23 protein-coding genes are annotated in these 22,074 nt (G+C 71.4%); 13 read left to right on the top strand and 10 right to left on the bottom strand.

Annotated elements, in window-relative coordinates:
- Positions 1–60: 60 nt before the first annotated feature.
- Positions 61–1,455 (bottom strand): ATP-binding protein, encoded by a 1,395-nt coding sequence (locus ACFPMG_RS12340; protein ID WP_376995412.1) that lies wholly within the window; start codon positions 1,453–1,455, stop codon positions 61–63.
- A 1-nt stretch (position 1,456) separates the two neighbouring features.
- Positions 1,457–2,182, bottom strand: coding sequence for a response regulator (locus tag ACFPMG_RS12335; RefSeq protein ID WP_376995411.1), 726 nt, complete (start codon positions 2,180–2,182; stop codon positions 1,457–1,459).
- A gap of 186 nt (positions 2,183–2,368) precedes the next feature.
- Between ACFPMG_RS12335 and ACFPMG_RS12330 the strand changes: the two genes are divergently transcribed.
- On the top strand, positions 2,369–2,947 hold the full coding sequence (locus ACFPMG_RS12330; protein ID WP_376995410.1) for a Spy/CpxP family protein refolding chaperone: 579 nt from the start codon (positions 2,369–2,371) through the stop codon (positions 2,945–2,947).
- A gap of 75 nt (positions 2,948–3,022) precedes the next feature.
- Here the strand turns inward: ACFPMG_RS12330 and ACFPMG_RS12325 are convergent, their stop codons facing one another.
- The gene (locus ACFPMG_RS12325) at positions 3,023–4,045 is read right to left on the bottom strand and encodes an NAD(P)/FAD-dependent oxidoreductase (RefSeq protein ID WP_376995409.1); all 1,023 of its coding nucleotides are present in this window, start codon (positions 4,043–4,045) and stop codon (positions 3,023–3,025) included.
- A 211-nt stretch (positions 4,046–4,256) separates the two neighbouring features.
- On the opposite strand from ACFPMG_RS12325, the gene ACFPMG_RS12320 reads away from it, so the two are divergent.
- The 9 genes from ACFPMG_RS12320 (at position 4,257) to ACFPMG_RS12280 (ending at position 15,772) form a co-directional block, all read left to right on the top strand.
- The gene (locus tag ACFPMG_RS12320; RefSeq protein WP_376995408.1) at positions 4,257–4,682 is read left to right on the top strand and encodes a hypothetical protein; all 426 of its coding nucleotides are present in this window, start codon (positions 4,257–4,259) and stop codon (positions 4,680–4,682) included.
- Positions 4,683–4,714: 32 nt separating this feature from the next.
- A complete protein-coding gene (gene tsaE / locus ACFPMG_RS12315; RefSeq protein ID WP_376995407.1) occupies positions 4,715–5,227 on the top strand; it encodes a tRNA (adenosine(37)-N6)-threonylcarbamoyltransferase complex ATPase subunit type 1 TsaE in 513 nt (170 codons plus the stop codon).
- Positions 5,224–6,237 carry an aminoglycoside phosphotransferase family protein gene (locus tag ACFPMG_RS12310; protein WP_376995406.1) on the top strand — a complete coding sequence of 338 codons (1,014 nt, stop codon included), beginning with the start codon at positions 5,224–5,226 and terminating at the stop codon, positions 6,235–6,237. Before tsaE ends, ACFPMG_RS12310 begins: the two co-directional genes overlap by 4 nt.
- Positions 6,238–6,239: 2 nt before the next feature.
- Positions 6,240–7,019, top strand: a complete 780-nt coding sequence (locus ACFPMG_RS12305) for a nucleotidyltransferase family protein (protein ID WP_376995405.1) — start codon at positions 6,240–6,242, stop codon at positions 7,017–7,019.
- 125 nt (positions 7,020–7,144) lie between these two features.
- Positions 7,145–10,123, top strand: a complete 2,979-nt coding sequence (gene addB / locus ACFPMG_RS12300; RefSeq protein ID WP_376995404.1) for a double-strand break repair protein AddB — start codon at positions 7,145–7,147, stop codon at positions 10,121–10,123.
- A gap of 151 nt (positions 10,124–10,274) precedes the next feature.
- The gene (gene addA / locus ACFPMG_RS12295) at positions 10,275–13,745 is read left to right on the top strand and encodes a double-strand break repair helicase AddA (protein WP_376995403.1); all 3,471 of its coding nucleotides are present in this window, start codon (positions 10,275–10,277) and stop codon (positions 13,743–13,745) included.
- A 211-nt stretch (positions 13,746–13,956) separates the two neighbouring features.
- Entirely contained in the window at positions 13,957–14,280 is a 324-nt protein-coding gene (gene trxA / locus ACFPMG_RS12290) for a thioredoxin TrxA (protein ID WP_014238663.1), read from the top strand.
- 281 nt (positions 14,281–14,561) lie between these two features.
- A complete protein-coding gene (gene gcvA / locus ACFPMG_RS12285) occupies positions 14,562–15,458 on the top strand; it encodes a transcriptional regulator GcvA (RefSeq protein WP_376995402.1) in 897 nt (298 codons plus the stop codon).
- 116 nt (positions 15,459–15,574) lie between these two features.
- On the top strand, positions 15,575–15,772 hold the full coding sequence (locus ACFPMG_RS12280) for a DUF1127 domain-containing protein (RefSeq protein WP_376995401.1): 198 nt from the start codon (positions 15,575–15,577) through the stop codon (positions 15,770–15,772).
- A gap of 10 nt (positions 15,773–15,782) precedes the next feature.
- On the opposite strand, the gene ACFPMG_RS12275 is transcribed toward ACFPMG_RS12280, so the two are convergent.
- Positions 15,783–16,256 carry a low molecular weight protein-tyrosine-phosphatase gene (locus ACFPMG_RS12275; RefSeq protein ID WP_376995400.1) on the bottom strand — a complete coding sequence of 158 codons (474 nt, stop codon included), beginning with the start codon at positions 16,254–16,256 and terminating at the stop codon, positions 15,783–15,785.
- A 69-nt stretch (positions 16,257–16,325) separates the two neighbouring features.
- On the opposite strand from ACFPMG_RS12275, the gene cobB reads away from it, so the two are divergent.
- Entirely contained in the window at positions 16,326–17,057 is a 732-nt protein-coding gene (cobB, locus tag ACFPMG_RS12270; protein WP_376995398.1) for a Sir2 family NAD+-dependent deacetylase, read from the top strand.
- A complete protein-coding gene (locus ACFPMG_RS12265) occupies positions 17,054–17,644 on the top strand; it encodes a uracil-DNA glycosylase family protein (protein ID WP_376995397.1) in 591 nt (196 codons plus the stop codon). The genes cobB and ACFPMG_RS12265 overlap by 4 nt, the downstream gene beginning before the upstream one ends.
- Before the next feature lies 1 nt (position 17,645).
- Here ACFPMG_RS12265 and ACFPMG_RS12260 read toward each other — a convergent pair whose 3' ends face one another.
- A complete protein-coding gene (locus ACFPMG_RS12260; RefSeq protein ID WP_247896198.1) occupies positions 17,646–18,059 on the bottom strand; it encodes a metallopeptidase family protein in 414 nt (137 codons plus the stop codon).
- A 149-nt stretch (positions 18,060–18,208) separates the two neighbouring features.
- On the opposite strand from ACFPMG_RS12260, the gene ACFPMG_RS12255 reads away from it, so the two are divergent.
- Positions 18,209–18,511 carry a 4a-hydroxytetrahydrobiopterin dehydratase gene (locus ACFPMG_RS12255; RefSeq protein ID WP_014238670.1) on the top strand — a complete coding sequence of 101 codons (303 nt, stop codon included), beginning with the start codon at positions 18,209–18,211 and terminating at the stop codon, positions 18,509–18,511.
- Between the two features lie 21 nt (positions 18,512–18,532).
- On the opposite strand, the gene modD is transcribed toward ACFPMG_RS12255, so the two are convergent.
- The 5 genes from modD to ACFPMG_RS12230 are packed head-to-tail and all read right to left on the bottom strand — an operon-like array spanning position 18,533 to position 21,938.
- Entirely contained in the window at positions 18,533–19,360 is an 828-nt protein-coding gene (gene modD / locus ACFPMG_RS12250) for a ModD protein (RefSeq protein WP_376995396.1), read from the bottom strand.
- Positions 19,361–19,380: 20 nt separating this feature from the next.
- Positions 19,381–20,397, bottom strand: coding sequence for a magnesium transporter CorA family protein (locus ACFPMG_RS12245; RefSeq protein ID WP_376995395.1), 1,017 nt, complete (start codon positions 20,395–20,397; stop codon positions 19,381–19,383).
- On the bottom strand, positions 20,394–21,302 hold the full coding sequence (gene folD, locus ACFPMG_RS12240; protein WP_376995394.1) for a bifunctional methylenetetrahydrofolate dehydrogenase/methenyltetrahydrofolate cyclohydrolase FolD: 909 nt from the start codon (positions 21,300–21,302) through the stop codon (positions 20,394–20,396). The genes ACFPMG_RS12245 and folD overlap by 4 nt, the downstream gene beginning before the upstream one ends.
- Complete coding sequence (locus tag ACFPMG_RS12235) at positions 21,295–21,654, bottom strand: DUF167 family protein (protein ID WP_114857886.1); 360 nt, start codon at positions 21,652–21,654, stop codon at positions 21,295–21,297. Before ACFPMG_RS12235 ends, folD begins: the two co-directional genes overlap by 8 nt.
- A complete protein-coding gene (locus ACFPMG_RS12230; RefSeq protein WP_114857885.1) occupies positions 21,654–21,938 on the bottom strand; it encodes a YggT family protein in 285 nt (94 codons plus the stop codon). Before ACFPMG_RS12230 ends, ACFPMG_RS12235 begins: the two co-directional genes overlap by 1 nt.
- Between the last annotated feature and the right edge of the window lie 136 nt (positions 21,939–22,074).

Here is a 22,074-nt window from a genome sequence, read left to right as displayed (position 1 = left end):
GGGAGGGTTAGGGTGGGGGCAATGTTCTCGAGATCGATGCCCAGGCGAGGTCCATAAGGCTCACCGCGGCAGGGTCACCGTCACCCGCAGCCCCCCTTCCGGGCGGTTGGACAGCGCGATGTCGCCACCGTGGCCGCGCACCACCGTACGGGCGGTGGCCAGACCCAGACCCACCCCGCCGGTGTCGCGGGAGCGCGAGCGCTCCAGCCGGTAGAAGGGGGCGAAGACCTTCTCGAACTCGGCCTCCGGGATGCCGGGACCGCCGTCCTCGATCTCCACCCGCAGCTCCCCGTCCGCGGGGCGCAGGCGCACGGTGAAGCCGCCGCCATAGGCGATGGCGTTGTCCATCAGGTTGGCGAAGGCGCGGCGCAGGGCCACCGGACGCCCGTCCACCGTCGCGTGCGCCGGACCCTCGTAGGCCGCCTCGTGGCCAGCGTCCACGCGGTCGTCGCACAGGCTCTGCAACAGGTCGGCGAGGTCGAGCGGGCCGCGCGGCTCGTGGTTGGCATCGTCGCGGGCAAAGGCCAGCGTGGCGTTGATCATCGCCGCCATCTCGTCGAGGTCGGCGAGCATCTTGCGCTGCATCTCCGGGTCCTCGACCAGCTCGGCGCGCAGGCGCAGGCGGGTCAGCGGCGTGCGCAGGTCGTGGCTCATCGCCGCCAGCATCTGGGTGCGGTCGGCGACGAAGCGGGCCAGGCGCGCCTGCATCCGGTTGAAGGCGCGGGTCGCGGCGCGCAGCTCCTGCGGGCCGGCCTCGGGCAGGGGCGACGCCTCGCCGTCCACGCCCAGCCGCTCCGCCGCGTCGGCGAAGCGCGCGATGGGGGCGGTCATGCGGCGCGCCGTCCAGACCGAGACCAGAGCCACCGCCCCGACGATGCCGGCCATCCACAGCGCGAAGCGCAGCAGCCGGAACGGCCCCTCCAGCGGGTCGCCGCCGACGAAGGTCAGCCAGGACCCGTCCCTCAGCCCCACCGACAGCCGGACGTCGGTGCCCCAGCGGTGCTCCTCCACCGGGAAGGGGCCGGGCATCGGGCGTTCCCGCCGGACCTCGACCACCACGGCGCGGTCGGGATCGTCCAGCTCGCCGCGGATGGCGCGGCGCAGCCGGTCGAAGGGAAAGCCCTCGCGCTGGTTGGCGAAGCGCGGCGTCTCGGGATTCCAGTCCACCCGCAGCACGGGGTCGTCGATCGCCTTGACCAGCCGCCGCCGCTCCGGCGGTGGGGTGCTCTCCACAAGCTGGACGATGGCCGTCACGCGCTGGACGAGGACACGCATGCTGTGGGCCGGCGGTCCCGGAGGGCGGTCGGTCAGATAGACCAGCGCGCTGACCGCCTGGGTCAGCAGCAGCGCCAGCACCACGGTCAGCACCAGCCGCGAGGCGATGCTGTCCGGCAGCCAGCGCCGGGCCACCAGCAGGCGGCTCTTGCGGCCCGCCTCCAAGCCAAGATTGCTCATCTCAGGCCCCCGTCACCGCCGGGGTGAACAGATAGCCGCCGCCGCGCACCGTCTTGATCATCGTGGGGTCGACCGGGTCGGGCTCGATCTTGCGGCGCAGGCGGCTGACCTGCACGTCGATGGAGCGGTCGAAGGGCACCGCCGACCGTCCGCGCGCCAGATCGAGCAGCTGGTCGCGGGTCAGCACCCGCTGCGGATGCTCCACGAAGGCGACCAGCAGGTCGTATTCCCCGGCGGAGAGCTGCACCAGCACCCCGTCGGGCGAGCGCAGCTCCCGCTTGGCGAGGTCGAGCGTCCAGCCCTCGAAGCCCAGCGTCTTGCCCGCCGCACCGCCGGCCGCCGGCGGACCGGAGGCGCGGCGCAGCACGGCCTTGACGCGGGCCAGCAGCTCGCGCGGGCTGAAGGGCTTCGCCAGATAGTCGTCGGCGCCCATCTCCAGCCCGACGATGCGGTCCGTCTCCTCGCCCATCGCGGTCAGCATGATGACCGGCGTCTGCGCCGTCTCGGGCGTGGCGCGCAGGCGGCGGCACAGGCTCAGCCCGTCCTCCCCCGGCATCATCAGGTCGAGCACGATCAGGTCCACGCGCGCGCTGTCCAGCGTGCGCATCATCTCCACCCCGTCCTTGGCCCCGGTGACGCGGAAGCCGTGCCGCGTCAGGAACTGCGACAGGAGGGTGCGGATTTCGCGGTCGTCGTCGACCACCAGCAGGTGAGGTGTGCGGTCCATGGAACGCATGATCCGACGCGCGGGCGCCGGGGTGAAGAAGAAATGTGTAACGCCACGTTACGGGGAGGCCGGCTGTTACACAGCGTTACCAATTCACGGAAGGCCGGACATCAACCGGATACGTTGCCGGCCCATCATCGGGGTCATCGGGAACGCAAGACCCCGTCGATAACAAGGAGCATCCCCATGAAACGCGCTATGATGACCACCGCCGCGCTGGTTCTCGGCCTCGGCCTCGCCGTGCCGGTCTTCGCCCAGCAGCAGCCGGGTCCCGGCGCCGGCCCTGGCCCCGGTCCGGACGGCGGCCGGCATTTCTCCCGGATGTGCGAGGATCAGGACGCCCGGCTGGCCGGCATGCTGGCCTACGCCGAGAAGAAGCTGAACATCACCGACCAGCAGCGCGCCGCCTGGACCAAGTTCGCTGACGCCGCGAAGGCGAGCCAGAAGCCCACCCAGGACCTCTGCGCCAAGTACAAGGACCAGCCGATGCCCGCCGCGGCCCCCGCCCGGCTTGAGCGGATGGAAGCCATGATGTCGGCCCGCCTCGCCCAGCTTCAGCAGGTGCGCCCGGCGCTGACCGACCTCTACGCCCAGCTCACCCCGGACCAGCAGAAGCAGGCCGACCGCTTCCTCGACCGCGCCGGGCACGGCATGATGGGCGGTGGCATGGGCGGTCCGGGCATGCGCCACCACGGCCCCGGCCCGATGCACGGCGAAGGCCCCGGCCGCGGTCCGGGTCCGGGTAATGGCCCCCGCGGCGGCTGATCTCACGCCTCCCGTCAGCCGCTGACGGAGCGGGCCGCCGGTACCCCCGGCGGCCCGTTTCCGTTTTCGGGACGGTCACTCGGCGCCGGGAACGCCCTTGGAGGTCGAGTATTCGAAGTGCAGCGCCTCGCCCGGATGGACCAGCGGATGGATGGCGTGGGCCGCCTGCGCCGCCTCGGAGAAGCCGCAGAGGATCAGCTTCAGCTTGCCGGGATAGGTGGCGATGTCACCGATGGCGTAGACGCCGGGGGCGCTGGTGGCGCAGCCGGGCAGGCTGACGCCGATGTGGCTGCGCTCCAGGTTCAGGCCCCACTCGGCGATCGGCCCCAGATTCATCGACAGGCCGAAGAAGGCGAGCAGCGCGTCGGCCGGCAGGTCCTTCTCCTCGCCGTCCAGCGTGGCGACGCGCACGGCGGACAACTGGCCGTTCTCGCCGACCAGACCGGAGAGCTGGTAGGGCACCACCATCTCCACCTTGCCCTCGCGGACCAGGACGTCCATGCGGGCGACGCTTTCCGGGGCAGCACGGAACTTGGGCCGGCGGTGGACGACATAGACCTTCTCCGCTACGTCGGCCAGCGACAGGGTCCAGTCCACGGCGGAATCGCCGCCGCCGGCGATCACCACGCGCTTGCCGGCAAAGTCCTGCTTGCGGCGGACCATGTAGAAGACCGACGTGCCCTCATACTGCTCCAGCCCGTCCAGCGGCGGGCGGTTGGGGCCGAAGGCGCCGCAGCCGGCGGCGATGATCACCGCCTGGGTGTCGATCCGGGTGCCGGTGCTGGTCTCCACCAGCCAGCGCCCGTCGTCCGTCCGGGTCAGCTTCTCGACCTGCTGGCCCAGATGATAGGTCGGGTTGAAGGGGGCGGCCTGCTCCGCCAGCCTGTCGATCAGGTCGGCGGCCTCGATGGCCGGGTGGGCCGGGATGTCGTAGATTGGCTTTTCCGGGTACAGCGCGGTGCACTGCCCGCCCACCATGTCCAGCGCGTCCACCACATGGCATCGCATCTTCAGCATGCCGCATTCGAACACGGCGAAGAGACCGACGGGGCCGGCGCCGACGATGACGACGTCGGTGCGATGGACGGTGTGCGACATGGGACGCGCTGCCTTGTGCAAACGGGGGGAACGATGACGCCTTCAATTGTCCGGTTTCGCGCCCCCGGTCAACCCCGCCCTGCACGGGGAGGGCGAACGGCGCGCGCAAAATGGGTGCGGTCCCGCCGATTTCCTTCTGGGCGTGCGGTTGCGGTGGGGTAGGATTTGCCCGTTTCCACCGTGCCGGAGCGGCCGCAATGAAGGATTGGCGATGAAGGAGCTGCGCTGCCTCGTGTTCACCGACCAGGAGGTCGTGAAGGCCGTGCTCGACCGCCGCCGCCGGATGCGCGAGCCGTTGCCCAACGGCACGGTCGGCAAGGTCACCTACCGCCCCGGCCAGCCCGGCGGCGGCGGGGTGGAGACGCTGATCCAGGTCACCGGGGACGAGGGTGACGACCGCAGCATGACCCTGCACGAGTCCGAGGTCGCGGCGGCGCTGGTGTCCTACTGCATGGGGCGCAAGATCCCCCTGCCCGTCGAATCCGACAAAATGCTGTACCTGATCAACGGCGCCCTGACGCTGATGATCACCATGAACTTCAAGAAGCCCCCGCGCCTGGTGGAGGACCGCAGCGAGGCGGCGGAGCCGCCCCCCGCTCCTCCCCCGGTGCCGCGCAAGGCCGCCTCCCGCCGTTGATTGCCGCCGTTGATTTGACCGCATCCCGTGACATGACCCAGACCGATTCCCCCAACACGCGCGCCGTCACGCTGCCGAGCGAGGAGGCGACCGCCGCGCTGGCCCGCCGTTTGGCCGCGGCGCTGGTGCCCGGCGACCTCGTCGCCCTGCGCGGTGACCTCGGTGCCGGCAAGTCCGCCCTGTGCCGCGCCCTGATCCGCGCCGTGACCGAGGAAGACGCGGAGGTTCCCTCCCCCACCTTCACGCTGGTGCAGACCTACGACACGGACATCGGCCCGGTCTGGCATTTCGATCTCTACCGCCTGTCCGGCCCCGACGAGGTGACCGAACTGGGCTGGGACGAGGCCCGCGCCGAGGCCGTCCTGCTGGTGGAATGGCCGGACCGGCTGGGTCCGCTGCTGCCCGCCGACCGTCTCGACGTCGCGATGAGCTTCGCCGGGCCGACCGAGCGCCGCGCCACCCTGACCGGCCACGGCGCCTGGGAAGCGCGCTTGCGCGCCCTCGACCTCACCGGACTGGGTCTTTCCGGACTGGAGGGGCCGTGACCGACCGCGCGTCGCAGATCGCCGCCTTCCTCGCCCGCCACGGGCTGGAGGGGGCCAAGCGCGAGCCGCTGGCCGGTGACGCCTCGGCGCGCCGCTACGAGCGGCTGAGGACTCCGGACGGTGGGACGCTGATCCTGGTCGATACCCCCGCCCCGGCCGAGGATCTGGTGCCCTTCATCGCCATCGGCGCGACGCTGGACCGGCTGGGCTTCTCGGTTCCGGCCATCCTGGCGGCGGAGGTCGAGGCGGGGCTGGCCATCCAGGAGGATTTCGGCGACGGCACCCTGACCCGCCTGCTGAACGCGGGGGAGGAGCCGCGCCCGCTCTACCAGCTGGCGACCGACGTTCTGATCGAACTGCACCGCCGCTTCCCGCTGGAGGAGGCGGCCTGCCTGAACCTGCCGCTCTACGACGCCGCCCTGTTCACACAGCAGGCGGCGCTGTTCGCCGAGGTCTACCTGCCCGCGGCGACGGGAAAGCCCTTGTCGGACAAGGCCCGGTCCGACTTCGACGCGGCCTGGGCCGCCGTCGTTCCGGCGGCCTGCGCCGGGCCGCAGTCGCTGCTGCTGCGCGATTACCATGTGGACAACGTGATGCGGCTGCCGCGGCCCGGCCTGCGGGCGGCGGGGCTGATCGATTACCAGAGCGCCGGGCTCGGCCCCGTCGCCTACGATCTGGTGTCGCTGCTGGAGGACGCCCGCCGCGACCTGCCCGCCGGGCTGGAGGGCGTGCTGCTGGACCGCTACCGCGCCGCCTTCCCGGATCGCGACTGGGCGGCCTTCCGCCGCTCCTACGCGGTGCTGGGCGCGATCCGGCACACCCGCATCATTGCCATCTTCGTGCGTCTGGCGTTGCAGCGCCGACGCGGCTATCTCCTTCACCTGCCGCGCGTCTGGCGGCTTCTGGAAGGTCAGCTCGCCAAGCCCGAACTGGCCCCGGTCGCCGACTGGTTCGCCCGTCATCTGCCGCCGGGAACCCGCGCGGAGCTTGTCGTTCCGGAGCCGGATTGATTATGTCGCCTGTCTCGAAGAAGACCCGTACCAAGACGCCGCCTGTGACCACCGCCCCCCATAAGGCCATGGTGATGGCCGCCGGGCTGGGCCTGCGGATGCGCCCGCTGACCCTGGAGCGCCCGAAGCCCCTGATCCCGGTGATGGGCAAGCCGATGCTCGACCACGCGCTCGACCGGCTGGAGGAGGCCGGGGTCGCCTCCGCCGTGGTCAACAGCCACTACAAGGGCGCGATGATCGCCGCGCATCTGGCGGGACGGACCGCCCCGGCCATTACCCTGTCTCCGGAGGACACGCTGCTGGAGACCGGCGGCGGCGTGAAGAAGGCCCTGCCGCTGCTCGGCACCGACCCGGTCTATGTGGTCAACGCCGACATCCTGTGGCTCGACGGCCCCTCCCCCACGCTGGCGCGGCTGGCCCGCCACTGGAACCCGGACGAGATGGACGCGCTCCTGCTGCTGATGGCGACCACCAAGGCGGTGGGCTACGAGGGGCGCGGCGATTACCACATGGACCCGCTGGGCCGGCTGACCCGGCGCGGCGAGATGGAGATCGCCCCCTTCGTCTACGCCGGCGTCCAGATCGTGAAGCCGGGGCTGTTTGGGCAGGACACCCCCGACGGCGCCTTCTCCACCAACCGCGTCTGGGACCGCGCGCAGGAGGCCGGGCGCCTCTTCGGCCTCGCCCATGACGGGTTGTGGTTCCACATCGGCACCCCCGACGCGCTGGCCGAGACGGAGGAGATGCTGTCGATGAGCGACGTGTCGGTGGTCACCACCTGACCGGCCACCCGATGGCCACCCGGCCGCCCCTTTGTGAGAATTTTTGTATTCCTTGACGCTTTGTGGTCTCATTGCCCCACATCTAGTATCCTCGCGCGTCTGACGATACAGCTTCCGGGGCAGGCATGAGCGGCAGGGCGGAGCCCAAGGTCTATTCGATTCCCACCGGCGTGTCCTTCGTGGACCAGCTCGCCGCGGGCATCCTGGACCGTGTGGGGAACGACCCGCTGGCGCTGGCCGGGGTGACCGTCCTGCTGCCGACGCGCCGCTCCTGCCGCTCGCTGCGCGAGGCCTTCCTGCGCCGCTCCGGCGGGCAGCCGATGCTGCTGCCGCGGATGAGCCCGCTGGGCGAGCTGGACGCTGCCTCCCTCAGCCTGACCTCGGCGGAGGAGCTGCCCGGCGTGCCGCTGGAGCTGCCCGACCCGATCAGCGGGCTGAAGCGCCAGATGATGCTGGCCCGGCTGATCCTCCAGGCGACCGGCGTGTCGGCCACCACCGCGCAGGCGGTGCGGCTGGGCGCCGACCTGGGGCGGCTGATCGACGCGGTGTGGACGGAGGATGTCGCCTTTGACCGGCTGGCCTCGCTGGTGCCGGAGGATTACGCCCAGCACTGGCAGGTGACGCTGGAATTCCTGAAGATCGTCACGGAGCACTGGCCGACCATCCTCGGCGCCAGCGCGCTGACCGACCCGGCGCAGCGCCGCAACCTCGTGCTCCAGACGCAGGCCGCGCTCTGGCGGGCGGAGCCGCCGCAGGGGCTGGTCATCGCCGCCGGCTCCACCGGCTCCATCCCGGCGTCGGCCGACCTGCTGGCGGTGGTTGCCGCCCTGCCGCAGGGCGCCGTCGTCCTGCCCGGCCTCGACCTTGAGGCCGACGAGGCGAGCTGGGACGCCATCCGCGCCGACGAGGCGCACCCGCAACACGGCCTCGCCCATCTGCTCGACCGGCTGTCGGTCGGCCGCGCCGCCGTCCGCCGCTGGAACGACGCGGAGGAGCCGCGAGCCGCCCGCGCCCGCCTGCTGGCCGAGGCCATGCGCCCCGCCGCCACCACGGAAAGCTGGCGGGAGCTGGACGGGCTGGACGCTGCGGCCCTGGACGGGCTGACCCGCATCGACGCCCCGACCGCGGAGGAGGAGGCGTCGGTCATCGCCCTCCTGCTGCGCCACGCGCTGGAAACGCCGGGCAAGACGGCGGCGCTGGTCTCGCCCGACCGCAACCTCGCCCGCCGGGTCGCCATGGCGCTGACCCGCTGGGGCATCGCGGTCAACGACTCGGCGGGCCGGCCGCTGGTCCACACCGCGGTCGGCACCTATCTGCGGCTGACCGCCGAGCTGGCCGCCAGCCGCGCCCATCCGCTGGCCCTGCTGGCGCTGGCCAAGCACCCGCTGGCCGCCGGCGGGCACGACCCGGCGGAGTTCCGCCGCTCCGCCCGCGCGCTGGAACGCACCGTCCTGCGCGGCCCCCGCCCGGCGGAGGGCTTCGCCGGGCTGATCGCCGCGCTGAAGGCCGCCGACCGCTTCGACCACCCGGACCAGCAGGCCGCCCTGCTCGGCTGGCTGGAAAATCTCGAAACGCTCGCCGCCCCCTTCATGGAGGTGCTGTTCGGCGAGGCCCCGCTCAGCGACCTCGTCCGCGCGCACGTCGCCTTCGCGGAGGCGCTGGCCTCGCGCACCGACGCGCCGGGGTCGGAATTCCTGTGGCGGCAGGACGACGGCGAGGAGGCCGCGACCTTCGTCCATGAGCTGCTGGAGGCGGCGGACGGCTTCCCCGCCGTTCCCGGCAAGGACTATCCGGCGCTGCTCGACGCGCTGATGGCGATGCGCCCGGTGCGCCCGCGCTTCCACCTTCATCCGCGCCTCTACATCCTCGGCCCGATGGAATCGCGCCTTCAACGTTTCGACCTGCTGATCCTCGGCGGGCTGAACGAGGGGACCTGGCCGCCCGACCCCGACGCCGATCCCTGGATGTCGCGCCCGATGCGCCGCGACTTCGGCCTGCCCAGCCCGGAACGCATGGTCGGCCTGTCCGCCCACGACTTCACTCAAGCTTGCGGCGCACCGGAGGTCGTACTGACCCGCGCGGAGCGGGTGGACGGCACGCCGACCGTCCCGTCGCGCTGGCTGCTGCGGCTGGAGACGGTGCTGCGCGCTCTGGGTCTGGACGGGCGGATGGAGCTGGCCGGCGAGCCCTGGCTGGCCTGGGCGCGCGGTCTGGACGAGCCGGACGCGGTGCGCCCCGTCGCCCCGCCGGAGCCGCGCCCGCCGGTGTCCGCCCGCCCGCGCAAGCTGTCGGTCACCAAGATCGAGAAGTGGATGCGCGACCCCTACGCCATCTACGCCGAGCATGTGCTGCGCCTGCGCAAGCTCGATCCCATCGCCGCCGACCCCGGTGCCGCCGACCGCGGCCAGTTCATCCACGCAGCCCTCGACGCCTTCGTGAAGGCCTATCCAAGCCAGTTGCCCGACGACGCGCTGCACCGGTTGCTGGCGATGGGCCGCGAGTCCTTCGGCCCGTTGCTGCACAGCCATCCCGACGTCTGGGCCTTCTGGTGGCCGCGCTTCGAGCGCATCGCCGAATGGTTCGTCGGGCTGGAGCGCGACCGCCGCCGCACCCTGAAGCCGCTCGCCACCGAAGTGTCGGGCGAACTGGCGCTGAGCGGCCCCGCCGGCCCCTTCCTGCTGACCGCCAAGGCCGACCGCATCGATTCGGGCGGCTTGGGCTTGGTCCTGATCGACTACAAGACCGGCACCCCGCCCTCGACCCGCGAGATCGAGCTGGGCTTCGCCCCGCAGCTTCCGCTGGAGGCCGCCATGGCCGAGGCCGGCGGCTTCGCCGGGGTGGCCAGGAACCGGGTGGCCGAGCTGGCCTTCTGGCGCCTGTCCGGCGGCGACCCGCCGGGCGAGGAGAAGGCGGTGAAGGGCGACCCGGCGACTCTGGCCGCCGAGGCCCGCGCCGGTCTGGAGGAGCTGATCCGCCATTTCGACGACCCCGCCACCCCCTACCGCTCCTGCCCCCGCCCGGCCATGGCCCCGCGCTACACCGACTACGCCCACCTCGCGCGGGTGCAGGAATGGTCGGCGGGTGGCGATGGGGGTGAGGGGTGATGAGCACACATCTTAACCCCCACCCTAACCCTCCCCCGCTTTCGCAGGGGAGGGAATCAAGCCCTCCCCTGCGAAGCGGGGGAGGGAGGGACCCGCGAAGCGGGAGGGTGGGGGCAAAGCACCAAACCGCCCCACACCCCACGACCCGCCCATGACCGTCCTCGACTTCCCCGTCCGCGAGCTTCCGCTGGACCCCAACGTCGCGCAGCGGCTCGCCTCCGACCCGCTGTCGTCGGTGTGGGTGGGTGCCTCCGCCGGGTCCGGCAAGACGAAGGTGCTGACCGACCGCGTGCTGCGGCTGATGCTGTCCGGCACCGCGCCGGCGCGCATCCTCTGCCTGACCTTCACCAAGGCGGCGGCGGCGGAGATGTCCATCCGCATCAACCGCACGCTGGGCATCTGGGCGACCCTGCCCGACGAGGGGCTGGAAGACCGGCTCGCCGACCTCTGCGGCGAGCGGCCGAGCGCCGAGACCCGGACCATCGCCCGCCGGCTGTTCGCCCAGGTGGTGGATTGTCCGGGCGGCATGAAGATCCAGACGATCCACGCCTTCTGCCAGTCGCTGCTGCGCCGCTTCCCGCTGGAGGCCGGACTCGCCCCGCATTTCGAGGTGATGGACGAGCGCACCGCCGCCGGCCTGCTGACCGAGGCGCGGGACGAGGTGCTGCACGCCGGCCGCGCCGCGCCCGACAGCCCGCTCGGCAAGGCGATGGCCCGCCTGACCGCCGAGCTGAACGCCGAGGAGTTCGCCGACATCCTGGCCGAACTGGCCAGCGAGCGCGGGCGCATCCAGCGCCTGTTCGAGAGCTTCCACGGGCTGGATGGCGCGGTGGACGCGGTTCACGAGGCGCTCGGCGTGCCGCCCGGCATCACCGAGGCCACCATCCTGCGCGAGGCCTGCGCCGACCACGCCTTCGATGTGCCGGGGCTGCGCGACGCCTGCCGGGCGCTGTCCACCGGCAGCAAGACCGACGAGGAGCGCGGGGTCGGCATCCAGAGCTGGCTCGACGCCGCGGACAGTCGGGTGCGCGCCTTCCAGATCTACGCCCGCCATTTCCTGACGGCGGAGGGCGGCGCGCGCAAGACCCTGATCACCAAGAAGCCGGCGACCTCCTTCCCCGCCGCCCTGACGGCTCTGGAGCGTGAGGCGGAGCGGCTCGTTTCGCTGATGAAACGGGTTCGCTCGGCCGGAGTCGCCGCCTCCACCACCGCCCTGCTGACCCTGGCCGAGTCGCTTCTGAGCGCCTATGAGGCGAAGAAGAAGACCAAGGCGCTGCTCGACTATGACGACCTGATCCTGTCGGCCAACGCCCTGCTGCGCGGCAAGGACGGCGTCCCCGCCGTGCCCTGGGTGCTGTTCAAGCTGGACGGCGGGTTGGACCACATCCTGATCGACGAGGCCCAGGACACCAACCCGGAGCAGTGGCAGGTCGTCGGCTCCATCGCCGAGGAGTTCTTCGCCGGCCTCAGCGCCCGGGACGGGGGCGAGACGACGCGCACCGTCTTCGCCGTGGGCGACGAGAAGCAGTCGATCTTCAGCTTCCAGCGCGCCGATCCCGCCGAATTCGCCCGGATGCGCCGCCATTTCCAGACCCGCGCCAAGGCCGCCGAGCGCGACTGGCACGCGGTGGCGCTGGACATCTCCTTCCGCTCCACCGCCACCGTGCTGCAGACCGTGGACGCGGTGTTCGGGCTGGACGGCGCCAAGGATGGTGTCGCGTCCGAAACGAGCCCGGTGATCCGCCACCGCGCCTTCCGCCGCGGCCATGCCGGGCTGGTCGAGCTGTGGCCCCCGGTGAAGCCGGCGGAGGCCGCCGACCCGCCCGCCTGGGCGCCGCCGGTGGAGCGCGAGGCCGCCGATTCGCCGTCGGCCCGGCTGGCCGCGGTCATCGCCGACACCATCCGCGACTGGACCCAGCGCGGCGAGTCGCTCGAGTCGCGCGGCCGGCCGATCCAGCCCGGCGACGTGATGGTGCTGGTCCGCCGCCGCACCGCCTTCGTGACGGAGCTGGTTCGCGCCCTGAAGGACCGCGCCGTTCCGGTGGCCGGTGTCGACCGCATGGTGCTGACCGAGCAGCTGGCGGTCATGGACCTGATGGCGCTGTGCGAGTTCCTGCTGCTGCCGGAAGACGACCTGACGCTGGCCACCGTCCTCAAGGGGCCGCTGATCGGGCTGACCGAGGACCAGCTCTTCGACCTCGCCCACGGGCGGCGCGGCACGCTGTGGCGGGCGCTGGTGGCGAAGGCGGAGGACGACCCGGCCTACCGCCCGGCCCGCCGCTATCTGGGCGCCCAGCTCGCCCGCACCGACTTCCTGGCGCCCTACGAGCTGTTCGCCGGGCTGCTGGCCGCCCCCTGCCCGGCCGATCCGGAAGGCTCGGGCCGCCGCGCCCTCCTGAAGCGGCTCGGCCCCGACGCGCAGGACCCTCTGGACGAGTTCCTGGCCGTATGCCTGGCCTTCGAGAAGACCGAGCCGCCGTCCCTGCAGAATTTCCTGGCCTGGCTGGCGGCCAGCGAGGCGGAGATCAAGCGCGAGCTGGAGCAGGGCGGCGGACGCGTACGCATCATGACGGTGCACGGCTCCAAGGGGCTGCAGGCGCCCATCGTCTTCCTGCCCGACACGCTGGGCACGCCGACCCAGAGCCCGCCGATCCTCTGGCCGGACGAGGGCTGCGCCGTACCGCTCTTCGCCGCTCGCCGCTCGCAGGAGGATGCGCTGTGCGCCGAAGCGCGCGCCCGCGCCAACCGCCGCCGCGACCAGGAGTACAGGCGCCTGCTGTACGTTGCGCTGACCCGCGCGGAGGACCGGCTGTACGTCTGCGGCTACCAGGGCAAGAAGGAGCCGTCGGAGGCCTGCTGGTACAAGCTGGTCGAGGCCGCGATGGGCGAGATCGGCGTGCCGCACCCCTTCGACTTCTCCACCCTCTGCCCGGACGGCTGGAGCGGCGAGGGCTGGCGGCTGGCCGACCCGCAGACCGCCGTGCCCAAGCCGGACGGCGCCGGGGCCGGCCGCGTGCTGGCGGCGCAGGAGGCCCCGCCCTGGCTGACCGCCACCGCGCCGGAGGAGCCGGAGCCGTCGCGCCCCCTCACCCCCTCCCGCCCGGACGGCGACGAGCCGGCGATGCGCTCCCCGCTGGGCGAGGACGACGGAGCGCGCTTCAAGCGCGGCCTGCTGATCCACCGGCTGATGCAGACCCTGCCGGACCTGCCGCCCGACGCGCGGGAAGCCGCCGCCCGACGTTACCTTGCTCGTCCCGGGCATGAGCTGACGGCCGAGCGCCAGGATGAAATCGCATCCGAAACGATGCGCGTCCTGACCGACCCGCGCTTTTCCCGTCTGTTCGGCCCCAACTCCCGCGCCGAGGTCGAGGTGGTCGGTCTGGTCACCGGGCGCGCCCTGTCGGGCCGGGTCGACCGGTTGGTGATCGAAGACGACGCGGTGTGGATCGTCGACTACAAGACCAACCGCCCGCCGCCCGTCCGGGCGGAGGACGTGCCGCCCGTCTATGTCCGCCAGATGGAAGCCTACCGCGCGGCGCTGCGCGCCATCTACCCGGACAAGGCGGTGCGCTGCGTCCTGCTGTGGACCGATACCCCCGCTTTGATGGAGCTTCCGGAGTGAGGCGCGCGCGATAGTCCGCCTCGGGAACTTTTCACCCCCGGCCGCGTTGCACGGGACGGCGGATTGGGTTGACGAGACCGCATTCGCGCCCCGGCTTGACCAGTGAGGGGGGTCGGTCATACATTTTGGCAAATTCCACCGATGAGGGATGGGTCCGCCGCCGGTGGAAAATCGGCGCGGCGGTGCCCCTGAACCCAGGCATAGAGGTCACATGAGCGATCCCATCAAGGTCACCGACGACAGCTTCGAGCAGGACGTGCTGAAGGCCGACGGTCCGGTCCTGGTCGATTTCTGGGCGGAGTGGTGCGGCCCCTGCAAGATGATTGCTCCCGCGCTCGACGACCTCGCCAAGGAGTATGGCGGCAAGGTCACCGTCGCCAAGCTGAACATCGACGACAACCCCGGCACCCCGACCAAGTACGGCGTGCGCGGCATCCCGACGCTGATGCTGTTCAAGAACGGCAACGTCGCCGCCACCAAGATCGGCGCCCTGCCGAAGACCGCCCTGTTCACGTGGGTCGACGAGGCTCTCTGAGCCCCGCTCCCCGGACGATCGAAAAGCCCCGCCCCTCCGGCGGGGCTTTTTGTTTGCGCGGTCGCCTGTAGCGTCCAATCCCTCTCCCGCCCCGGGAGAGGGTGCCCGCGCAGCGGGCGGGTGAGGGTCGCACGAGGATCAAGGCATCGATCCTCGACAGCACCCTCACCCTTCCCACGCTTCGCGCGGGCCCCTTCCCTCTCCCGGGGCGGGAGAGGGGTAAAGCACGGCGGGGCTTTTTGTTTGCGCGGCCCTCCGGCCTGTCGGAGACTGCGCGGGCCATGGCCTACCGACTGCCGCCCCTCAACACCCTGCGCCTGTTCGAGGCCGCCGGCCGCCACCAGAGCTTCAAGGCGGCGGCGGAAGAGCTGCACCTGACCCCCAGCGCGGTCAGCCACGGCATCCAGACGCTGGAAGACTGGTTGGGGGTGGAGCTGTTCTTGCGCGGCAACCGCAGCCTGTCGCTGACTCCCGCCGGCCACGCCTATCTGCCCCGCGTGCGCGACGCGCTGCAGTCGCTGGCGCTGGCGACGGAAAGCGTGCCCGGCCGCGCGCCCAGCGGGCGGCTGTCGGTCAGCGCCGCCCCGACCTTCGCCCTGCGCTGGCTGATCCCCCGCCTGCCCGCCTTCCAGGAACGCCACCCGGCAATCACGGTGGCGCTGGACACCGCCCACCGGGTGGTCGAGTTCCCCCGCGACGGCATCGACGCCGGCATCCGGCTGGGCCGCGGCGACTGGCCCGGTCTGGCCGCGCTGAAGCTGATGGAGGAGGATCTCGTCCCGGTGGCCGCCCCCGCCCTGGCGGCGCGCATCGCCTGTCCCGCCGACCTCGCCGCCGTCCCGCTGCTCCACGTCGCCGACGTGTCGGAGGATTGGACCGCCTGGGCCGAAGCCGCGGGCCTGCCGCCGTCGGCGCTGGACGACGGGCTGAAGCGCGGGTTACGGCTGGACGCGATTCACATGGCGGTGGACGCCGCGGTGCGCGGGCTGGGCGTCATCATCGGGCGGCGTCCGACCGTCGACCCGGAGTTGGCGTCCGGCCAGCTGGTCGAGGTGATGGGACCGCGCCTGCGCGCGAAAAGCGCCTATTGGCTGGTCACCGCCCAAGACAGCCTGCGCCGCCCGGAGGTCGCCGCCTTCCGCGCGTGGATGCGGGCGGAGTTCGCCCAGGGACGGTGATATGGCGGTGACCTGCTTCAGGTGAAATCCGTTCACCCGACGATGAAAAGGTCCCGTTTGCCGGAGGGGTGGGGACGGCCCGATGCTGGTGCTCACCGCACCCGCCGGAGGTCACAATGACGCTGCACGTCCTCCCCCGCACCGCACCGCCACCGGCCCGCCGCTTTCGCAGGCTGTTGGCCTGGATCGCCCATCTCCGCGAACAGAGCCGCCAGCGCGACGCCCTGCTGTCCCTGTCCGACCGCGAATTGCGGGACATCGGCATCACCCGCTACGACGCCGTCACCGAGGCGCGCAAACCGCTCTGGCGGTAAAGGCCGCGGTTTACAGCCGGTCCCGCCGGATCGCCTCCAACAACCCTTCGGCCCCGGCCTCGCAGAGGTCCAGGACCTCGGTGAAGCGCAGCCCCTCGCCGTAATAGGGATCGGGCACCTCGCGCTTCGGCGCGTCGGAGGCGTAGTCGAGGAACAGGGCGACCGTCGCCCGGCTGTCCGGCGGGGCCATGCGCCGCAACTGCGCGAGATGCCCGCCGTCCATCGCCAGGACGTAGTCGAAGTCGGCGAAGTCCGCCGCGGTCACCTTGCGGGCGCGCAGGTCCGACAGGTCCACCCCGCGGGCCTTGGCGGCGCGCTGGCTGCGCGGGTCGGGCGCCTCCCCCACATGATAGCTGTGGGTGCCCGCCGAATCGGTGCCGATGAGGCCCGCCAAACCGGCTTGCCGAACCCGGTCGCGGAACACACCTTCCGCGGTGGGCGACCGGCAGATGTTGCCCGTGCACACGAACAGGACCTTGACCATCCCGGCCTCCTCCTCTTTGGTTCCCGCATCCGAGATCTATCAGCCGTTCCCCGAACCCGCCAGGGCACCATGAGCATCGCCAACCATCTGAAACCCACGGATTCCATCGTCATCCTGACCGGGGCCGGCATTTCCAAGGAGTCCGGCCTGGACACCTTCCGCTGCGCCGACGGCATCTGGGCCAAGGTCGATCTGGAGGACGTCGCCACGCCGGAGGGCTTCGCCCGCGACCCGGTGCTGGTCCACCGCTTCTACAACGACCGGCGGCGCGGCCTGCGCGACCCCGCGGTGCAGCCGAACGCCGCCCATCTGGCGCTGGCCGAGCTGGAGCGGCGCTGGAAAGGCGAGCTGCTGCTGGTCACCCAGAACATCGACGATTTGCATGAGCGCGGCGGGTCGCAGACGCTGATCCACATGCACGGGGAGCTGAACGCGGTCTTCTGCCGCCATTGCCACAACAAGGTGGAACACTGGACCAGCGACCTGTCGGTGGAGGATGTCTGCCCGTCCTGCGCCCGCAAGGGCGGCATGCGCCCCGACGTGGTGTGGTTCGGCGAGATGCCCTACCAGATGGAGCGGATCTACCGCGCGCTGGGCGCCTGCGACCTGTTCGTCTCCATCGGCACCTCCGGCAACGTCTATCCCGCCGCCGGCTTCGTGGCCGAGGCGCGCAACGCCGGCGCCCTGACGCTGGAGCTGAACCTGGAACCGTCGGCGGGCGCCAGCCTGTTCGCGGACTCGGTCAACGGCCCGGCGACCGAGCTGGTCCCGGCCTTCGTGACCAAGCTGCTGAGCCTTTGAGCGGCGATCTTGAGAAACTGTTCGAACAGGCCCGCACCTGCCGGCTGTGCGCGGGGGTGTTGCCGCACGGCTGTCGCCCGGTGCTGCGCGGCAGCCCGTCCGCCCGCCTGCTGATCGTCGGGCAGGCGCCGGGCGCGCGGGTGCACGCCAGCGGCATCCCCTGGAACGACCCGTCCGGCGACCGGCTGCGCCAGTGGCTGGCCATGGACCGCGCGGCCTTCTACGACGAGAACCGGATCGCCATTGTCCCCATGGGGCTCTGCTACCCCGGCACGGCGCCGAAGGGCGGCGACTACCCGCCGCGCCCGGAATGCGCCCCGCTCTGGCACCCGCCGCTGCGCGCCGCCCTGACCGGGGTGCGGCTGACCCTGCTGGTCGGCAGCTACGCGCAGGCCCATTACCTGGGAAACCGCCGCCAACGGACGATGACCGACACGGTGGCGGCGTGGCGGGACCACCTGCCGGAGTTCCTGCCCCTGCCCCACCCGAGTTGGCGCAACACCGCCTGGCTGAAGAAGAACCCCTGGTTCGACGCGGAACTGGTGCCCGCGCTGCGCCGCCGCGTCACGGCGGCCCTGGACGGGTGACTCACCCCTCCATGGCCTCGATGCGCTCCATGTCATCGTCCGACAGGCCGAAATGGTGGCCGATCTCGTGGATCAGGACGTGGCGGACGATGGCGAACAGGTCCTCGCCGGTCTCGCACCAGTAGTCCAGGATCGGGCGTCGGTAGAGGAAGATCATGTCCGGCCCGCTGCGCAGGTCGGCGACGCTCTGGCGCGTCATATCGACGCCCCGGTAGAGGCCGAGCAGGTCGAAGGGGCTTTCCAGCTCCATCTCGCGCTCGGTCTCCTCGTCGGGGAAATCCTCGACATGGATCGACAGATTGGCGATCGGGGCCAGGAGTTCCCGCGGAATCGTCTCCAGCGCGTCCTCGGCCATCCGCTCGAGGTCGGGGGTGGAGGGGGGAACGGTGTGGGTGTGTGCCGGTTTGCGCATCATACCGGTGAAGGTAGCGTTGCTTGCCGCGCAGGCCAAGCGGCGCTAAACCGGAAGGCGGACCGGAACACCGATTTGATCCACGATCGATCCGTGTCCGTTACGCCTGCACAGGCCAACCAAGTACAGGCCAACCAACAAAGGGGGAAGGAATGTCGGACAAGCTGGTGGGTGCCAAGCGGCAGACCGCGCTGAAGGAGCTGCACGGCTGGGCGGAGGTGCTGGAGCGCGACGCGATCCGCAAGACCTACCATTTCCCCGACTTCCCCGCCGCCTGGGGCTTCATGAGCCAGGTCGCCCTGCTGGCGGAGCGGACGAACCACCATCCGGAATGGTTCAACGACATGGGCCGGGTGGAGATCATTCTATGCACCCGCAGCGCCGACGGCCTGACCCAGGCCGACGTCGACTTCGCCCACCGCGTGGACCAGATCGCCCCGAACCGTGACCGCTGATCCCAGCGCGCCCGGAGAGCGTCACGCCGGTTCCAGAACCACCTTCACATCCGCCGGACGTCCGAAGAAGGGGGCGGTGGTGACCAGCAGCGGGCAGCCGGCGGCGGCGTAGGCCGCCGCGTTGTCCTCCGTCACGCCGCCGGCCGCCGCGACGACCGGCGGGCGCGGCAGGCCGCGCGTCGCCTCGACCACGGCGCGGGCCTCCTCCGGCGTTCGCTTCTCCAACTGCAACACGTCGGCCCCGGCGCGGGCGAAGGCGATGGCGTCCGCCACCGTGTCGACCTCGACCACGATCTTCTTCTCCGGCGCCCGGCGGCGCAGGTCGGCGATCCACGCCTCGGGCGACCCGGACAGGAAGACGCGGTGTTCGGGGAAGACCAGGATGGTTTCCGACAGGCCCAGCCGGTGCATCACCGCTCCGCCGGCCAGCACCGCCTTGACCGACAGGTCCTTCGCGCCGGGAAAATTCTTGCGGGTGCAGGCGACGGTGACGCCGGGCGCGGCCTCGACGATGCGGCGGGCGCGGGTGGCGATGCCGGAGGCGTATTCGACCAGGGTTTGCGCCACCTTCCAGCCGCGGTGCAGGGCGCCCGCCGGGCCGTGCCCATCCAGGAAGGGCGTTCCGGCCTCCACCGCCGTGCCGCTGGGCCGGACGAAGGTCACTGTGCCGCCGGCCTTCTCGATCAGGCGGGCGGCTTCCTCGGTCCCGGCCAGCACCATGGCGCCGCGCGCCGCGAAGCGGATGCGCGCCGGAGCGGCGGCGATGCCCAGCGAGTCGGTGGTCAGGTCGCCGTAGGGAACGTCCTGGGCGAGAAGCGCGTCGAGCGCGGCATCGGACAGGACGATCATCGGCGGTTCCCTTCTTCCAGTCAAAGCCACCCGCGGCGGCGGAAGTACCAGAGCGGCACCACGGCCGACAGCACCATCAGCAGGATCGCCATCGGATAGCCGAAGTCCCAGTCCAGCTCGGGCATGTAATGGAAGTTCATGCCGTAGGCGGACGCGATCAGCGTCGGCGGCATCAGCGCCACCGAGACGACCGAGAAGATCTTGATGATCGCGTTCTGCTCGATATTGATGAGGCCGAGCGTGGCGTCGAGCAGGAAGTTCGCCTCGTGCGCCAGGAATCCGGCGTGCTCGTTCAGGGACCGCAGGTCGCGCGTCAGGGTCTTCAGCGCCGCCTTCTGCTCCTTGGTCAGCCGCCCGGCGGCGACGGAGGAGAGGAAGGCGACCAGCCGGTCCAGCCCGGCGAGGCTGTCGCGCACCTTGTGCGTCAGGTCGCCGGCCCGCCCGATGCCGCGCAGCACGTCCTGCAACTCGTCCGGCTTCTTGGCGGCCCGCCCGCCACCGCCACCGCCGCCGCCGCCGAGCCCGCCGCTGTTCAGCGAGTCGGTGAAGATCCGCGCGGACAGCCCGTCGATGCGGGCGCCGATCAGCTCCAGCACATCGGCCACCCGGTCGATCACCGCGTCCAGGATGCCCAGCAGCGCGTCCTCCGCGCTGGCCAGAAGCTCCGGCTGGCGGATGGTCCGGGCGGCGAAGGTGGCGACGGAGCGCGGCTCTGTGAAGCGCACCGTGATCATTTGGCGGGGGGTCAGCACGAAGGTGACCTCGCCCTGCTCCGGCATCGGCGAATCGGCCCGCGCGATCACCGAGGAGGTGAGGTAGACGGCCTCCCCCTCGGTGTAGAGCTGGCTCGACGCCTCGATTTCCTTCATTTCCTCGCGCGTCGGCAGGTCGCAGCCGGTGACGGCGCCGACATGCGCGCGCTCCGCCTCGTCGGGACGGAGAAGATCGATCCACACCGTGTTGGGCGGCAGCGGCTCGCCGAGGGCGAGCGGCTGCTCGACCACGCGGCCGCCCACCCGGGCGTGGACCGTGATCATGCAAGGGCCTCGGCCGGGACCGGCGCGCCGGCGGCGCGGCAGGCGGCGGCCAGCGTGTTCAGCATCAGGCAGGCGATGGTCATCGGCCCGACGCCGCCCGGCACCGGGGTGATGGCGCCGGCGACCTTGACCGCCTCGTCGTAGGCGACGTCGCCGACCAGCCTGGTCTTGCCCGGCTCGGTCGGGTGCGGGATGCGGTTGATGCCGACGTCGATGACCACGGCGCCCGGCTTGATCCAGTCGCCGCGCACCATCTCCGGACGGCCCACCGCGGCGACCAGGATGTCGGCGCGCCGGCATTCGCCGGGCAGGTCCTGGGTGCGGGAATGGGCGACGGTGACCGTGCAGTCCTGCTGGAGCAGAAGCTGCGCCATCGGCTTGCCGACGATGTTGGAGCGGCCGAGCACCAGCGCCCGCTTGCCCTTCAGGTCGCTGCCCAGCGTGTCGCGGAGCAGCAGCAGGCTGCCCAGCGGGGTGCAGGGCACGATGGCGCCGGCGCCGCCGGTCGCCAGCAGGCCGGCGTTGACGACGTGGAAGCCGTCCGCGTCCTTTTCCGGGACGATGCGGGCCAGCACGCGGGCCGTGTCGATGTGCCTGGGCAGGGGAAGCTGGACCAGGATGCCGTGCACCGCCGGGTCGGCGTTCAGCCGGTCGATCAGGGCCAGCAGCTCCGCCTCGCCGAGATCGGCCGGCATGTGGTGGTCGAAGCTGTTCATGCCGAGGTCGGCCAGGGCCTTTTCCTTGGACCGGACATAGACCTGGCTCGCCGGGTCCTCGCCCACCAGCACGACGGCGAGGCCGGGGGTGACGCCGTGGCTGCCCTTGAGCGCGGCCACACCCTCCGCCACGCGGGCGCGCAGCCCCGCGGCGAACGCCTTGCCGTCGATGATCTTCGCCTCAGCCATCGCTGTTCCCCGTATCAGGCTTTGCTGTTTCCACCAGCGCCGTCAGCCGGCGCATCAGGTCGGCCGGGTCGCCGGCCACATGGACAATCTTGTTCCGGTCGGTGGCGCCGGCCACCACCGTCAGGCTGGTCTTGGGCAGTTTCCACGCCTTGGCCAGCAGTTTCACCACCGCCTCGTTCGCCTTGCCATTTTCCGGCACGGCGGTGACGGTCACCTTCAGGGCCGTTCCTCCGGACGCCGTGGCGGCCAGCCCGGCGATGGCGTTGCGCGACGCCTTGGGCGTCACCCGCAGCGCCAGCCGGACGCCGTCCGCCACCGCCTCGAAGGGCACGGCCTCGAAGGGGCTTGCCATCAGAAGCGCGGCCAGTATTCCGCCATCAGGTTGCGGATGAAGAAGATCAGCAGGATCAGCGCGATCGGCGACAGGTCCAGACCGCCCATGTTCGGCAGGACGCGGCGGATCGGGCGCAGCGCCGGTTCGGTGACGCGGTAGAGGAAGTCGCCGATGACATAGACCGCGCGGTTGCGGGTGTTGACGACGTTGAAGGCCACCAGCCAGCTCAGCACCGCCGAAGCGATGAGCAGCCAGACATAGAGGCTGAGAACGGTGTCGATCAGCAGGTAGAGCGCAATCATGCCCGGCCCGTCCCTTTATTGTCCGATTTTGCGGGGCACCCTAAGCACAAGCGGCGAGTGCTGTCCAGTGCCGCGCGGCGGGCCGCTATCATGCCCTCGGCCATCCCCTTGCGCGCCACCGCCGATGCTCGCGACC

The organism is Azospirillum himalayense (assembly GCF_042657465.1).
GTDB classification, from domain to species: Bacteria; Pseudomonadota; Alphaproteobacteria; order Azospirillales; family Azospirillaceae; genus Azospirillum; species Azospirillum himalayense.
This window is presented reverse-complemented; position numbering and strand designations above follow the sequence as displayed.